At 70.2% G+C, this 12,964-nt stretch carries 17 protein-coding genes; 9 read left to right on the plus strand and 8 right to left on the minus strand.

Annotated features, from left to right (window positions below; translation table 11 throughout):
- Positions 1-5 precede the first annotated feature (5 nt).
- On the minus strand, positions 6-806 hold the full coding sequence (locus IMZ11_RS13345) for an S-adenosylmethionine:tRNA ribosyltransferase-isomerase (RefSeq protein ID WP_228641242.1): 801 nt from the start codon (positions 804-806) through the stop codon (positions 6-8).
- Positions 803-1,477 (minus strand): SDR family oxidoreductase, encoded by a 675-nt coding sequence (locus IMZ11_RS13350; RefSeq protein WP_228641244.1) that lies wholly within the window; start codon positions 1,475-1,477, stop codon positions 803-805. The genes IMZ11_RS13345 and IMZ11_RS13350 overlap by 4 nt, the downstream gene beginning before the upstream one ends.
- Before the next feature lie 208 nt (positions 1,478-1,685).
- On the opposite strand from IMZ11_RS13350, the gene IMZ11_RS13355 reads away from it, so the two are divergent.
- Positions 1,686-2,849: a GAF domain-containing sensor histidine kinase gene (locus IMZ11_RS13355; RefSeq protein ID WP_228641246.1), complete on the plus strand. Its 1,164-nt coding sequence runs from the start codon at positions 1,686-1,688 to the stop codon at positions 2,847-2,849.
- Positions 2,846-3,475 carry a response regulator transcription factor gene (locus IMZ11_RS13360; RefSeq protein ID WP_255706398.1) on the plus strand — a complete coding sequence of 210 codons (630 nt, stop codon included), beginning with the start codon at positions 2,846-2,848 and terminating at the stop codon, positions 3,473-3,475. Before IMZ11_RS13355 ends, IMZ11_RS13360 begins: the two co-directional genes overlap by 4 nt.
- Positions 3,476-3,479: 4 nt before the next feature.
- On the opposite strand, the gene IMZ11_RS13365 is transcribed toward IMZ11_RS13360, so the two are convergent.
- Positions 3,480-4,202, minus strand: a complete 723-nt coding sequence (locus tag IMZ11_RS13365) for a hypothetical protein (protein WP_228641452.1) — start codon at positions 4,200-4,202, stop codon at positions 3,480-3,482.
- Positions 4,203-4,272: 70 nt separating this feature from the next.
- Between IMZ11_RS13365 and IMZ11_RS13370 the strand changes: the two genes are divergently transcribed.
- The 3 genes from IMZ11_RS13370 (at position 4,273) to IMZ11_RS13380 (ending at position 6,893) form a co-directional block, all read left to right on the plus strand.
- Entirely contained in the window at positions 4,273-5,061 is a 789-nt protein-coding gene (locus IMZ11_RS13370) for an ABC transporter ATP-binding protein (protein WP_228641249.1), read from the plus strand.
- A 60-nt stretch (positions 5,062-5,121) separates the two neighbouring features.
- On the plus strand, positions 5,122-6,033 hold the full coding sequence (locus IMZ11_RS13375; protein ID WP_228641251.1) for an SPFH domain-containing protein: 912 nt from the start codon (positions 5,122-5,124) through the stop codon (positions 6,031-6,033).
- 113 nt (positions 6,034-6,146) lie between these two features.
- Positions 6,147-6,893, plus strand: a complete 747-nt coding sequence (locus IMZ11_RS13380; RefSeq protein WP_228641253.1) for a sulfite exporter TauE/SafE family protein — start codon at positions 6,147-6,149, stop codon at positions 6,891-6,893.
- A gap of 45 nt (positions 6,894-6,938) precedes the next feature.
- Here the strand turns inward: IMZ11_RS13380 and IMZ11_RS13385 are convergent, their stop codons facing one another.
- Complete coding sequence (locus IMZ11_RS13385) at positions 6,939-7,718, minus strand: IclR family transcriptional regulator (protein WP_228641255.1); 780 nt, start codon at positions 7,716-7,718, stop codon at positions 6,939-6,941.
- Between the two features lie 142 nt (positions 7,719-7,860).
- Here IMZ11_RS13385 and IMZ11_RS13390 point away from each other — a divergent pair, with 142 nt between their 5' ends.
- A complete protein-coding gene (locus IMZ11_RS13390; protein ID WP_228641257.1) occupies positions 7,861-8,103 on the plus strand; it encodes a hypothetical protein in 243 nt (80 codons plus the stop codon).
- A 29-nt stretch (positions 8,104-8,132) separates the two neighbouring features.
- On the opposite strand, the gene IMZ11_RS13395 is transcribed toward IMZ11_RS13390, so the two are convergent.
- The 3 genes from IMZ11_RS13395 to IMZ11_RS13405 form a co-directional block, all read right to left on the minus strand.
- Complete coding sequence (locus IMZ11_RS13395) at positions 8,133-9,044, minus strand: Rieske 2Fe-2S domain-containing protein (protein ID WP_228641259.1); 912 nt, start codon at positions 9,042-9,044, stop codon at positions 8,133-8,135.
- Positions 9,045-9,104: 60 nt separating this feature from the next.
- Positions 9,105-9,677 (minus strand): HD family hydrolase, encoded by a 573-nt coding sequence (locus IMZ11_RS13400; RefSeq protein ID WP_228641454.1) that lies wholly within the window; start codon positions 9,675-9,677, stop codon positions 9,105-9,107.
- A gap of 197 nt (positions 9,678-9,874) precedes the next feature.
- Positions 9,875-10,090, minus strand: a complete 216-nt coding sequence (locus IMZ11_RS13405; RefSeq protein WP_061253894.1) for a hypothetical protein — start codon at positions 10,088-10,090, stop codon at positions 9,875-9,877.
- 224 nt (positions 10,091-10,314) lie between these two features.
- Here IMZ11_RS13405 and IMZ11_RS13410 point away from each other — a divergent pair, with 224 nt between their 5' ends.
- Together IMZ11_RS13410 and IMZ11_RS13415 are read left to right on the plus strand one after the other, a co-directional pair.
- Complete coding sequence (locus IMZ11_RS13410) at positions 10,315-11,232, plus strand: helix-turn-helix transcriptional regulator (protein ID WP_228641261.1); 918 nt, start codon at positions 10,315-10,317, stop codon at positions 11,230-11,232.
- 49 nt (positions 11,233-11,281) lie between these two features.
- A complete protein-coding gene (locus IMZ11_RS13415) occupies positions 11,282-11,488 on the plus strand; it encodes a DUF397 domain-containing protein (RefSeq protein ID WP_061253892.1) in 207 nt (68 codons plus the stop codon).
- 53 nt (positions 11,489-11,541) lie between these two features.
- On the opposite strand, the gene IMZ11_RS13420 is transcribed toward IMZ11_RS13415, so the two are convergent.
- Positions 11,542-11,694 (minus strand): hypothetical protein, encoded by a 153-nt coding sequence (locus IMZ11_RS13420; protein ID WP_228641263.1) that lies wholly within the window; start codon positions 11,692-11,694, stop codon positions 11,542-11,544.
- A 50-nt stretch (positions 11,695-11,744) separates the two neighbouring features.
- Here IMZ11_RS13420 and IMZ11_RS13425 point away from each other — a divergent pair, with 50 nt between their 5' ends.
- On the plus strand, positions 11,745-12,851 hold the full coding sequence (locus IMZ11_RS13425) for a CapA family protein (RefSeq protein WP_374462266.1): 1,107 nt from the start codon (positions 11,745-11,747) through the stop codon (positions 12,849-12,851).
- Positions 12,852-12,964 lie beyond the last annotated feature (113 nt).

The raw sequence follows: 12,964 nt of genomic DNA on the forward strand, positions 1-12,964 counted from the left end.
TGGAGCTACGCCGAGGCGTTCAGCAACCCACCGAAGATGGGCCTCGGCGCGGCCATCACCGTCGTGCCGACCGCGATGACCCGCCCGCCGTTCTCGCGCGTGAGGTTCACCAGCCGGGCCGTGGACGCGGGCACGGAGAACCGCTCGGGATAAGGCGGTTCGTCCTTCTCCGGCGACGCGACCCCGGTGTGCAGCGTGATCGGCGCGACTGTGACGCCCCGCGAGACCAGCGCGGTGACCAGGGCCGCCGTGAACGGGCGCCCCGCGCTCGGCATCTCCGCGCTGCCCGGCTTGATCCCGAACACGGTCTGGTAGTGGTCCAGCGGCCAGTCCCGCTCCACGTACGAGTAGCGGATCGGCACGCCGTACCTCTCCAGATAGGACGGCACGTCACGGTTCAGGACGGCACGCCACAACCGTGGGGTCTCCCGGGACACGAGCCGCAGTGTGGCCTGTCCCGGCAGGGGCAACCACTCTCCCGGCGCCCCTCCCATGTAGGGCTCGGTGGCCCCGCCCGTACGCCGCCTGAGCTCGATCAGCCACTCTCCCGTGGGCAGTTCGCCGGAGAAGTGCACGGCCAGGCGATCGAGCCGTACGGCGGCGGCCATGGTCGCGGAGTTGTTCACCACGAGCAGGTCGCCGGGCGCGAGGATCGCGGGCAGGTCCCGGAACGCCCGATGTCCGATCTCCCCGGTGCCCTTGCGCGAGACGAGCAGCCGCACCCCGTCCCGCCCGAGCCCGCGCGCCTCCGGGGGCTCGTGCGCCTCCCGTACGGCGGGCAGCGTGAAGTCGATGGCCGGGCTCATTCGAGTGTGTCCCGCGTGAACCTGCCGCCGGCCGGTCGGGCGGCGATGAGGCGCAGCAACGCGGAGGCCACGGTCTCCGGCTCGGGAGCGGCGGCCGCCTCCTCCGCGCCCACGGCGTCGGCGAGCATCCGCGTACGCATCTCTCCGGGGTCCACCCACCAGACCGTGATGCCGGGCTCCTCGACGGCCAGCACGTTGGAGATCTGGTCCAGCGCGGCCTTGGTCGCCCCGTAGCCACCCCAGCCCTCGTACGGCTCGACCGCCGCGTCGGACGAGATGTTCAGCACCGCTCCGCCACGCGCGCGAAGAGCGGGCAGCGTGGCCTGGATCAGCGCGAGCGGCGCGATCACGTTGGTCTCGAACAGGTCGCGCAGGTCGTCGAGCGGATATCCGGCGAGCGGGGGAAGCGGCACCGCCCCCAGCCTGCTGGCGTTGTTCACCAGCAGATCCAGACGCGGCACGGCCTCCGCCAGCCGGGCGCGATGGGCGGGATCTGCCACGTCCCCCGCGATGGCGGTCACGCCGGCGGAGGTGTCGAGATCGAATGCGGCGCAGTGGAGATCCTCCTCGCCCCGGGCGGTGAGCGTGAGCGCCCACCCGTCCGCCGCGAGAGACCTGGCGAGCGCCAGCCCGAGTCCTCGGGATGCGCCGGTGATGAGTGCGTGCTTCATGGCGCTCACGCTAGGAACCCGGCGCTCGCCGTACATCGGGCGCGAGGCCGTGCCCGGCCCGGGCGTTCGCCCTAGGACCGGCCCTAGGACCAGCGGGACCATCCCGACGACCGGCGGACCGGCCCGACGACCGGCAGGAGCAGCGGGACCGGCCCCGGAGGCGCGGGGCCGGCGCGGATATGTCGGCGGCCCACCATATGGTGGGGGCGTGGCCGAGCGAACACATGACCGACCCCCGGACACTTCCGGTCGTGACGCCGTCCTGCACGCCGTCAGCTCGGCCGTGCTCGCCGTCACCCGGCACCTCTCGGTGCGCGAGGTGCTGCAGGTCATCGTGCGTTCGGCGGGCCAGCTGCTCGACGCGCGCTACGCCGCGCTCGGCGTCCCCGACGATCAGGGCGCGTTCGCCGAGTTCGTCGCCGAGGGCATGTCCGAGGAGCAGTGGGAGGCCATCGGCCCGACCCCGCGGCAACACGGCATGCTCGGCGCGATGCTCCGCGAGGGCGATCCGGTCCGGTTGCCCGACATCCGCAAGGATCCGCGGTTCGAGTGGTGGCCGAGGGCGCATCCCGTGCTCAAGGACTTCCTCGGCGTGCCGATCCGCGACGGGGACCAGGTCCTCGGCATCATCTTCCTCTCCAACAAGCGCACGCCCGGCGGGTTCACCGCCGCCGACGAGGAACTGCTCACGATGTTCGCGGCGCACGCCGCCATCGCGCTCACCAACGCCAGGCTCTACGAGCGCGGACGCGAGCTGACCGTGATCGAGGAGCGCACGCGCATGGCGCACGAACTCCACGACGCCGTCACGCAGAAGCTGTTCTCGCTGCGGCTGACCGCGCAGGCCGCCGCGTCGCTGCTGGAGACCGATCCCGCGCGGGCGGCGAGGGAGATCGACCAGGTGCGGCGCCTGGCGGGTGAGGCGCTGGCCGAGTTGCGCGCGGTGATCGTCGAGCTGCGTCCGGCCGAGCTCGACCGGCACGGCCTGGTCGAGACCCTGCGCAAGCACGTCCACCTGCTCGACCGGCTGCATCCGGTGTCGGCGCGTTTCACCTTCGACGGTGATCCCGCCGGAGCGCCGCGGGCCGACGTCACCGCCGAGGTCACCGTGCTGCGGGTGGCGCAGGAGGCGCTGCACAACGCGCTGCGGCACGCCGAGGCCGCCCACATCGACGTACGGCTCTCGCGCCTCGACACCACGCTGGTCCTGGAGGTCGGCGACGACGGGAAGGGGTTCGACCTCGCGGCCGACGCCGCCCGAGGGCTCGGCCTGGCCTCGATGCGCGACCGCGCGGAGAACGCCCGGGGGTCGCTCGAGGTGGTCGCCGCCCCCGGAGCGGGTACGACGGTCCGTCTGGTGGTGCCCGCATGATCCGTGTCCTGATCGCCGACGACCACCCGATCGTCCGGCAGGGCCTGCGCACATTCCTGGAGATCCAGGAAGACCTGGCCGTCGTGGGCGAGGCGGCCGACGGCGCGGAGGCGGTCGAGCTGGCCGAGTCGCTCCGGCCGGACATCCTGCTCCTCGACCTGAAGATGCCCGTGCTCGACGGCCTGGGCGCGCTGACCCGGCTCGGCGCGGCCGGTGAGCACGGCACGCGCGTGATCGTGCTGACCTCGGTCAGCGATCGGGGCGACGTCGCGCCCGCCATGCGGGCCGGAGCGGCCGGGTTCCTCTACAAGGACGTCGATCCCACCGCCCTGGTCCAGGCCATCCGGGCGGTCCACGGCGGCCAGGTGCTGCTCGCCCCCGAAGCCGCCGAGGCCATGATCTCCAGTGAGGACCGCCGCCCGGCGGAGCCGGGCGCGGGACTCACGGACAGGGAGCGCGAGGTCCTGCGGCTGATCGCCGGGGGTCGGTCCAACCGGGAGATCGCCCGGGAGTTGCTCGTCGCGGAGAAGACCGTGAAGACCCATGTCTCCAACGTTCTGATGAAGCTCGGCGTCCAGGACCGGACTCAGGCCGCCCTCTTCGCGGTACGGCATGGCCTCGCCTGAGGGCTCAGCCCTGCCGCTGCCCCTCCACGATGGCGTGGTGGGCGGCCACCCGTGCTCGCCGTACGGCCCGGTCCAGCTCGCGCAGGGCCTCGCTCCGCACGGCGAGTTGCCCGGAGGTCAGGCCGCGCTCCCCGGCGAGGCGGAGCGCCATGGCCAGCCGCGCCGCGAGGGCGCCGACCCTGTGGGCGCGTCCGGGATAGCCGGGGGCGAGATCCTCGCCGACGTCCTCCAGGGTGGGAGTCCCGGCGCCGGGACCCGCCACGCCGTGCAGAACGTCCGTCGCGGTCCGCATGGCGCTGGTCAGGGCATGCTCGGCCTCGGCCAGCGACGGCACGTAGGGCTCGCTGTCCGCCGACTCGACGACCGTCCAGCGCACCCCCGAGTACGACGAGCCCCGTCGGTCGGACTCGGGCACCAGGCCGAGGCGCCGGCCGCGCAGTACGGCTATCACGGCCTGACCGGCGTCGATGGCGCTGATGTTGAAGGCGGGCGGGCCGGCCAGCCCGAGCGGGTCGCCGGGGACCGGCAGGGCCAGCCGGAACGAGTCGAGGCCCTCCGACCGGAGCCCGGCGAGGAACGCGCGGAGCGTCGATTCCATGGGGCCGTCGGCCACGACCTGGGGACCACCTGCGCGCTCGACGCGGTCCACGGCCTCGTCGAGTCCGACGTGGCCGCCGAGCCAGGCGTTTCCCCACGAGACGAGGACGGCTGAGATCGGTGAATCCATACGCACCCGATCCACGATATGCCGACCGGCTGCAATAGTTTTATCTGGAGTAACCACAGGAGGGGGCCTCATGGGCGGTCAGGTGCTGCGGCTTCGGGACGTCACGGTTCGCAGGGACGGCGCGGCGCTGTTGCGTGCCGTCGACTGGTCCGTCCGCGAGGACGAGCGCTGGGTCGTCATCGGTCCCAACGGCGCGGGCAAGACCACGTTGCTTCAGGTGGCAGGGGCGCTGCTCTTCCCCTCGGAGGGATCGGTCGAGATCCTCGGCGAGCGGCTCGGCCAGGCGGACGTCTTCGACCTGCGCCCGAGGATCGGCCTCGCCAGCGCCGCGCTGGCCGAGCGGGTGCCGCCGGACGAGAAGGTCATCGACCTGGTGCTGACCGCGTCCTACGCCATCCTCGGCAGGTGGAACGAGGAGTACGACTCCCACGACGTCACCCGCGCGGTCGAGCTCATCGACCAGCTCGGCTGCGCCCATCTGATCAGGCGGCGCTTCGGCACGCTGTCCGAGGGAGAGCGCAAGCGGGTGCAGATCGCCCGGGCCCTGATGCCGGACCCCGAGCTCCTGCTGCTCGACGAGCCCGCCGCCGGGCTCGACGTGGCCGGGCGTGAGGACCTGGTCCGCCGCCTCGGGGCGCTCGCGCGCGACCCGAAGGCGCCGACGATGGTCCTGGTCACCCACCACGTCGAGGAGATCCCGAGCGGGTTCACCCACGTGATGCTGTTGCGCCACGGTTCCGTGGTCGCCCAGGGCCCGGTGGAGTCGGTGATGACCGGAGACAACCTGTCCCGCACCTTCGGCGTGCCGCTGCGGCTCGACCGGGGTTCCGGCGACCGCTGGTACGCCCGGCCGTTCTGACCGCGCGTAAAGGCAAAACCACATAGCATCCAGTCGAGACCCAAGGACTGGAGTTGACGGATGGCTCAGTTCATCGCCGCCGTGGTCGTGGTCGCGCTCGCGGGCTTCGCGCTGACCCGGACGATCCGGATCATCCCCCAGGCCACGGCGAGCATCGTCGAGCGGTTCGGCCGCTACCACCGCACGCTGAACGCCGGGCTGAACATCGTCGTCCCGTTCATCGACCGGATCAAGGTCGAGGTGGATTTGCGCGAGCAGGTCGTCACCTTCCCTCCACAGCCGGTGATCACCTCCGACAACCTCGTCGTGTCGATCGACACCGTCATCTACTTCCAGGTGACCGACCCCAAGGCCGCCACCTACGAGATCGCGAGCTTCATCATCGCGGTGGAGCAGCTCACCGTGACGACGCTGCGCAACGTGGTCGGCGGCATGGACCTGGAGCGCACGCTGACCTCCCGCGAGGAGATCAACACGGAGCTGCGCGGGGTGCTCGACGACGCGACCGGAAAATGGGGCATCCGGGTGAACCGGGTCGAGCTCAAGGCGATCGACCCGCCCCCCTCCATCCAGGACTCGATGGAGAAGCAGATGCGGGCCGATCGTGACAAGCGGGCCGCCATCCTCAGCGCCGAGGGGCAGAAGCAGGCGGCCATCCTGACCGCCCAGGGTGAGCGGGAGTCCGCCGTGCTCAAGGCCAGGGGGGAGGCGGAGGCCGTCGTGCTCCGGGCCCAGGCCGACGCGGAGGCGCAGGCGATGCGGGCCAAGGGCCAGGCCGACGCCATCGCGATGGTGTTCCGGGCGATCCACGAGGGAAATCCCGACCAGCGGCTGCTGGCCTACCAGTACCTCCAGACCCTGCCCGAGATCGCCAAGGGTGACGCCAACAAGGTGTGGATCGTCCCCTCCGAGATGGGCAAGGCCCTGGAGAACCTCGGCGGCCTCTTCGCCCCGACCAAGGATCCCGCCTGACGGGCGGTTCCCCGTACGGCACCGCCGCGGTTCGCGTTGCCGTACCCCGCCTGGGCGGCTCCGGCGGACGCCCCCATAGCATCGGGCGATAGTCGTTCGAGGGAGCAGAGATCGTGACGCCGTGGGAGGCGGCCGCGGTGTTCGCGGCCGGTATCGGGGCCGGGGGCATCAACGCGGTCGTCGGATCGGGGTCGCTCATCACGTTCCCGACGCTGCTCGCGGTGGGTCTCCCTCCCGTCGTGGCGAACGTCTCCAACAACGTCGGGCTGGTCCCCGGCGGTGTCACCGGCGTGCTCGGCTATCTGCCCGAGCTCAAGGGGCAGCGGGCTCGGCTGATGAGGCTCGGTGTCGCGTCCGTCATCGGTTCGCTCATCGGCGGGGTGCTGCTCCTCCAGTTGCCGGAGAAGGCTTTCCAGATCATCGTCCCCGTCCTGATCGGGGCGGCCTGCGTGCTCGTCGTCGTGCAGCCGAAGCTCAACGGCTGGCTGGCCGGGCGGCGTACGCACCCGCACGGAGGGCCCTGGTTGTGGCTGGGCGTGCTGGGCGCGGGGATGTACGGCGGCTACTTCGGCGCGGCTCAGGGTGTCGTGCTGATCGGCCTGCTCGGCGTCTTCCTCGACGAGGAGCTGCAGCGCGTCAACGCCGCCAAGAACCTGCTGTCGCTGCTGGTCAACCTGACCGCGGCGATCCTGTTCACGCTGGTCGCGCATGTGGACTGGACGGCCGCGCTGCTGGTCGCGCTGGGCACCGCTGTCGGTGGTTTCCTCGGCGCCCGGGTGGGCCGCAAGCTGCCGGCTCCGGTGCTGCGCGGCGTGATCGTCTGCATCGGCATCGTGGCGATCGTCAAACTGCTGGCCTGAACCGCGGCCGCCGCTCCGGTTCCGGAGCGTGTCCCAGCCCGATGCCTAGCGCGCTTCCCGGCCCAGCTCCGTGCTGACCTGGGCGGCGGCCCGTTTGAGCGCCTCGGCGAGCGGTGAGCGGGTGCCCTCGGGCACGGAGGCGGTCGTTCCCACGATCGCCATCGCGGCGACGAGCGTGTCGCCGCGGAACAGCGGCGCCGCGATGCTGCGCACACCGTTGACGGACGGGGTGTTGGCCGAGATGTTGTTCCGCCGGATCTTCTCCAGCTCCCGGCGCAGCTCGGCGGACGCCTGCACATCCTGCGCGAGCCCCGGAACCTCCTCCTCCGGAAGGAAGGCGCAGAAGACCCGGCCCTGGGCGGATTCGGTGCGGGACAGCCGGGACCCGGTCCGTACGCTGACCCGGATGATGCGGTCGGTGTTGTCGTCCACCCGGACGACGACGGCGGTGTCGCCGTCCCAGACGCTCAGCACGACGGTCTCGTCGATCTCGCGGACCAGCCGCTGCATGTACGGCCCGGCGATGCCGATCACCGGCATCCCGGCCCGCGCGGCGGCGGACAACGTCAGGATCTGCGGGCCCAGGGAGTACAGCGCCTCGCGGTCGTCGTAGCGCAGCAGGTTGCTCTCGCGCAGCGCCTTCGTGTACCGGTGCGCGGTCGCCTTGCTCGTGCCCAGACTCGTGGTGATCTCGTTGAGGCTGAGCTGGGGACGGCTGACCGTGAAGGCGCTGAGGATCAGCGCGGCACGCTGCACCGTCTGGATGGCCGGAGCCACCTTCCCGTCGGAGGAGTCCTCGTGAACGGGCCTGGCGTCATCACCCATGTCAGTCATCCCGGTCGTGCGCGGTTCGTTGCGTTCTGCGAGACAGCATCCTGTCATCCAGAATAATCTCTGTCGACGGTCAACTGTTCGGTCCGGGTCGGTCGGGGCGCTCGCATAGGTGATCGATGGCTGTTCGCCGGGTATGTACACCTTTGTGAAGGGCGACCGGGTGGAGATCGTCATCGATGCGGGCGGCACCCCCCGCACATACGAAGTGGTCGCGACCAAGGCGGGCAGGCGGGTCGAGATCACCACGGGCCGTGGCATCGTCGAGGTCAGCGAGGTGACGCGGACCGGCACCCCGATCCGCACCGCGCGATTCATGTCCAGCCGGATCCTCGCGCTGGTCGAGCATCCGGCCGACGACCGCCGCTCCGGCGACTGACCGGCCGTCAGGCGCGAGTCCGCGGACGGTCACGGGGCCGGGCGGACCTGCACGGTGCCGTCCCGGCGGAGGCGGGTCTGGAAGGCAGGCTGCCGCGAGGTCGCCGGGCCATGCGCGACCGTGCCGTCCGAGATGCGGAAGACGCTGCCGTGCCAGGGGCAGATGACGCACGGTTCGCCGTGCTCCATGACGAGCCGGCCCTGGTGCAGCGGCCCGGCCAGGTGCGAGCAACGGTCGGCCAGCACGGTCACGCCGTCGCCCAGGCGGAGGACGAACAGGTCGATGTACCCCAGCCGCCGGGTGACGGGCCGCCCGTTGGGCAGGTCCTTGAGCGCGCACAGGTCGTGCCAGCCGAGCGGCACCAGGTGGCTGAGCGACTCGGCGTGATTGGCGCCGGCGGCCTGCCGGTAGGCCAGGTGGCCGCCAAGGTAGGCGCCGCCGAGCACCGCGCCGAGCCCGGCGAAGGAGAAGAACCGGCCCGCCCGCTCCTTCCCGGCCATCCGCAGGAGCAGCGACGCCGTGTAGAGGCCGGTCGCGGTCGCGTTGGTCAGCGCGTGGACGAAGCCGACGCGCTGCTGCTCACGATGGAGCGTCGACCAGTCGGTCAGCCCGGCGGCGGCCGTCGGGAGGGCGGTGCCGATTCCCGTGGCCAGCAGCACCCGGGCCGCCCGCCCGTCCGCACGGGTCCAGTCCAGTACGGCTGCCGCCACCCAGCAGCCGATGCCGATCGTCGCCAGCGAGGGGTGAAGGGGATGCCCGATGGGGACGCCGTGCAGCGTGTCGCGCACCGGCCCCGGCCCGATCTTGCGGCGTACGGTTTTCGCGATGCTGCGGATCGGCCGGTCGAAGGTCGTGACCTGCTCGAGTCCGTCGAGAAGGTTGCCCGACGGGACCTTGCGCGTCAGCCGGATCGCACGCCGCGACCTGGTCGTCTTGTCCATTTCGCCCCCCTACATCCAGCACTTACCCCCGGCCTGGACGGGTGAACACCGCGGTGGGCGTCACGGAGCCAGGTGACCTCGGGCGACGGAGGACTCGACGAGCTCGGCGGCGTAGGCGCCCAGCGTGGTGGAGCCCTCGCGGATGATCCGGACGCTGTCCGCCAGGTGGCGGGCCGTGACCTTGTAGAGGGCCCAGGTCCCGCCCTCGTTGTTGTGGTTGGCCAGGACGGGGGCCAGCCGGTCGAGCGCCTTGGCGAACCTCGCCTCCGGTGTGCGCCGCTCCTCGAACTCGTCCCACAGTGCGCGCAGCCGTACACCCTGGTCGTGGGGGAGCAGAGCGAAGATCCGCGCGGCGGCGGCGAGCGTGTCCGGCCCGGGGGTGCCCTGCTGGAAGTCAGGCCGTGTGTCGCGGGGGACGTCGTGCCGGAAGCAGTCTCCTGTGTCGATCTCCACGATGTCGTGGACGAGCAGCATGGCGACCACCCGCTCCAGGTCGGTCCCGGGAGGAGCGTGCTCACCCATGGTCATCGCCAGCATGCCGGCGTGCCAGGAGTGCTCGGCGCCGTTCTCCCGCCGCGACCCGTCGATCAGGGTGTTGCGGCGGATGACGCGCTTCAGCTTGTCGATCTCCATGGCGAAGCCGATCTGGGCGTGCAGGCGATCCTCTTGGGTTGTGATGGTCACCCTGACAAGCCTAATCTCCGTGATCAACGAATGCTCGGTACTCAAGCGCTTGTTCATGGCGCGTGGTCGCGGCGTCGCCGTACCGGATGTCGTGAAGACGGGAAAAGCCCCGAAGCGCGGGCTTCGGGGCTGCGCTCATCGCGCGTTCACTTCACCGGCGGTCCCGCCGCCTCGAGTTCGAGTACGAGGTCGAACCGGGGGTCGCGGTAGTGGCGGGCGCCGAACCCGGTGCGGGTGACCGTCCAGCCGAGCCGGTGAGCCCACCAATCCTGGTCGACGCATAGGTCCCGGTCGGCCTGGCCCGCGAGTACGCCGAGCTGGGCCTTGATTCGTAAGAGCCGATTGGTACCGTGGAAATGCATAGGAGACTCCCCTTTCGCCGCTTCGATGAGGAGCTCTCGCTTGTCCGCCGGGTCGGGCGGTGGCAGCCTTCCGGCCCGGCTCTTCTGTGTTTCGATCACTCCCCTGAGTACCCCTGTTGTTTCGATCGTGACGCCGGAGCGATTTCCTTGCAATACTCAACGTAAGGAAAGTTGCAACAATCTTCCGGGTATGCGCCGCATGTATCGGTGCAAATTGCATTACGATGCCTTCAGGGGCGTCCGCCCCGTATGCCTCCACGTCGCGCGTGAGGAGGTCGACCGGGTTGTCTGACCGCGGGAGTCCTACCGTCCGTCGGCGCAGGCTCGGACAGGAGCTTCGCCGCCTCCGGGAGCGAGCCGCGCTCACCGGAGATCAGGTCGCCGCTCAGCTCGGCTGGTCGGCGGCCAAGGTGAGCCGCATCGAGACCGCCAAGACCTCGCCGCGGAAGGCGGACGTCGAGGCGCTCCTGGAGGCGTACGAGGTTGATTCCGGTCAGCGCCAAGAGCTGCTCGACCTGCATCGGGACGCCGCGAAAAAGGGCTGGTGGGAGGACTACCAGAGCTCCCTGCCCCACGAGTACACCACGCTCCTGGCACTGGAGGTGGAGGCCACCTACGCGCGCAACTGGGAACCCCAGGTAGTGCCCGGCCTCCTGCAGACCGAGGAGTACGCTCTCGAGATCGTCAAGGCGGCTCAACCGATCACGCGTTTCGCCCAGGGGGGCGTACGCAGCCGGCTCGAGGCGAGGATGGCCCGGCAGCAGATCATCCTCCGGGACGACCAGCCACTGAACCTGATGGTGGTTCTGGACGAGTCCGTGCTCCTGCGCGGTTTCGGGGACGCCACGGTCATGCGGGCGCAACTGGATCGCCTGCTGAGCCTGTCGGAGTTGCCCAACATCCGGATTCAAGTGCTGCCGCTAGATGCCGACCATCCGGTCAACACCGGGTCTTTTCTTCATCTGAAGTTTCCCGAGTTCCACGACGTGGTGTACCTGGAGTCCCTTTTCGGTGCACGCTTCGTGGAAGAGGAGGAGACCGTGTACGGCTACGAGATCGCCTTCGACCGCCTGCAGGCCGAGGCCCTCGATGTCGACGCCAGTCGAGATCAGATCCGCAAAACAATCGAACGCTGGAAGTAAGCGCTTCCCTACATCGCCTCAGGACGTCTCCTGAGGAGAAAGACCATAAATGTACTCGATCGATCTCTCCGGTGCGGCATGGCGAAAGAGCCTCCGCAGTGCCGGCAACGGAAACTGCGTCGAAGTGGCGACGCTCCCCGAGGGGCACGTCGGGGTCCGTGACAGTAAGGACCAGGATGGTCCTGTCCTCGTCTTCACGCCCGGCGAGTGGGACGCCTTCATCGGCGGCGTCAAGGACGGTGAGTTCGACCTCTGAGCTCACGCGTGCGGCCCCCGGCGTCGGACGCCGGGGGCCGCACGCGTGTCGGGTCAGGCGATGTGCAAGCCCTGGGAGAGGTTCTTGTCGATGTCGGTCCAGTGGTCCACGACCCGCTCCTTCGGGTCGGAGGTGACCTCGGGGGCCGAGGTGTGGCCGACGACGTCGCCCACCACAAAACTTGAACCGTTCGACTTAATGAGCATTGCCAGTTTGGTGGGGCGACGGATGAGCGTTCCCCGGATTCGGCAAAGAGATGGCATGCTCGGATGCCGTGAAGTCTCGTTTCGCAGCTCTGGTCACTCTTGCCCTCCTCGCCGCCGCCTGCACGGCCGCCGAAGGTGAGCCGATCCCGGAAAGCTCGGGGAAAGCCGCCTCCGCGGCCGTTCCTTCGGCGACGGCCGAGCCGGAACCGAGCCCGGAGCCGTACACGATCTCCTTCGCCGGTGACGTGCACTTCGAGGGGGTGTTGCGGACCCGGCTGAACAACAACCCGCGCACCGCACTCGGCCCGATCGCGAACGTGCTGCGCCGGTCCGACCTCACGCTTCTCAACCTGGAGACCGCGATCACCACCGGTGGTACGCCGGCTCCGGGCAAGCAGTTCACCTTCCGCGCGCCCGCCACCGCCTTCACCGCGCTCAAGGCCGCCGGGGTGGACGCGGTGACCATGGCGAACAACCACGGCATGGACTACATGGAGAGCGGCCTTCAGGACTCGCTCGCCGCGATCAAGCGCAGCAAGTTCCCCGTCATCGGCGTCGGGAAGAACGCCGCCGAGGCGTACCGGCCGTTCCGGACCACCGTCAAGGGCAACCGAGTGGCGGTCATCGGCGCGACGCAGGTGCTCGACTCCGAGTTCATCCAGTCCTGGACGGCCACGGACGACAAGGCCGGCCTCGCCTCCGCCAAGAACGAGCCGCGCCTCCTCCAGGCGGTACGGCAGGCGCGCAAGAACTCCGACACGGTGATCGTGTTCCTGCACTGGGGTGCCGAACTGGTCAAGTGCCCCACCGACGTCCAGCGTGACCTCGCCGCCAAGCTGTCCCAGGCGGGGGCTGACGTGATCGTGGGCAGCCACGCGCACATCCTGCTCGGCGGCGGTTACTCGGGCCGGAGCTACGTGCACTACGGCCTGGGCAACTTCGTCTTCTACAACTGGGGCCCGGAGACCGGCAAGACGGGCGTGCTCACGCTCACGATCAACGGCCGGAAGGTGCTCAAGGACCGATGGACCCCCGCCCGCATCAACGGCGGCGTGCCCATTCCGCTGACCGGGCCGGCCGGGACGCAGGCCCTGTCGGAGTACGCGTCGTTGCGCCAGTGCACCGGCCTGTCCGCCAAGCCGTCCGCCGCGCAGTGATCCCGGGAGCCGTGAGCGGGGAGCGCTGATCCGTGCGGTTGACCCGTACGGCGACCAGTACGGTGACCAGTACGGCGACCCGTACGGGGGTTCGCATCCGGCGAGCCGGGACC

Source organism: Microtetraspora sp. AC03309 (assembly GCF_020826795.1).
GTDB classification, from domain to species: Bacteria; Actinomycetota; Actinomycetes; order Streptosporangiales; family Streptosporangiaceae; genus Microtetraspora; species Microtetraspora glauca.

What these genes read in the sequence shown, in the direction of transcription:
- IMZ11_RS13345 (WP_228641242.1), bottom strand. Translation starts at nt 806, where the DNA reads ATGAGCCCGGCCATCGACTTCACGCTGCCCGCCGTACGGGAGGCGCAC.
- IMZ11_RS13350 (WP_228641244.1), bottom strand. Translation starts at nt 1,477, where the DNA reads ATGAAGCACGCACTCATCACCGGCGCATCCCGAGGACTCGGGCTGGCG.
- IMZ11_RS13360 (WP_255706398.1), top strand. Translation starts at nt 2,846, where the DNA reads ATGATCCGTGTCCTGATCGCCGACGACCACCCGATCGTCCGGCAGGGC.
- IMZ11_RS13365 (WP_228641452.1), bottom strand. Translation starts at nt 4,202, where the DNA reads ATGGATTCACCGATCTCAGCCGTCCTCGTCTCGTGGGGAAACGCCTGG.
- IMZ11_RS13370 (WP_228641249.1), top strand. Translation starts at nt 4,273, where the DNA reads ATGGGCGGTCAGGTGCTGCGGCTTCGGGACGTCACGGTTCGCAGGGAC.
- IMZ11_RS13375 (WP_228641251.1), top strand. Translation starts at nt 5,122, where the DNA reads ATGGCTCAGTTCATCGCCGCCGTGGTCGTGGTCGCGCTCGCGGGCTTC.
- IMZ11_RS13385 (WP_228641255.1), bottom strand. Translation starts at nt 7,718, where the DNA reads ATGGGTGATGACGCCAGGCCCGTTCACGAGGACTCCTCCGACGGGAAG.
- IMZ11_RS13390 (WP_228641257.1), top strand. Translation starts at nt 7,861, where the DNA reads ATGTACACCTTTGTGAAGGGCGACCGGGTGGAGATCGTCATCGATGCG.
- IMZ11_RS13395 (WP_228641259.1), bottom strand. Translation starts at nt 9,044, where the DNA reads ATGGACAAGACGACCAGGTCGCGGCGTGCGATCCGGCTGACGCGCAAG.
- IMZ11_RS13400 (WP_228641454.1), bottom strand. Translation starts at nt 9,677, where the DNA reads ATGGAGATCGACAAGCTGAAGCGCGTCATCCGCCGCAACACCCTGATC.
- IMZ11_RS13405 (WP_061253894.1), bottom strand. Translation starts at nt 10,090, where the DNA reads ATGCATTTCCACGGTACCAATCGGCTCTTACGAATCAAGGCCCAGCTC.
- IMZ11_RS13410 (WP_228641261.1), top strand. Translation starts at nt 10,315, where the DNA reads ATGCCTTCAGGGGCGTCCGCCCCGTATGCCTCCACGTCGCGCGTGAGG.
- IMZ11_RS13415 (WP_061253892.1), top strand. Translation starts at nt 11,282, where the DNA reads ATGTACTCGATCGATCTCTCCGGTGCGGCATGGCGAAAGAGCCTCCGC.
- IMZ11_RS13420 (WP_228641263.1), bottom strand. Translation starts at nt 11,694, where the DNA reads ATGCTCATTAAGTCGAACGGTTCAAGTTTTGTGGTGGGCGACGTCGTC.
- IMZ11_RS13425 (WP_374462266.1), top strand. Translation starts at nt 11,745, where the DNA reads ATGGCATGCTCGGATGCCGTGAAGTCTCGTTTCGCAGCTCTGGTCACT.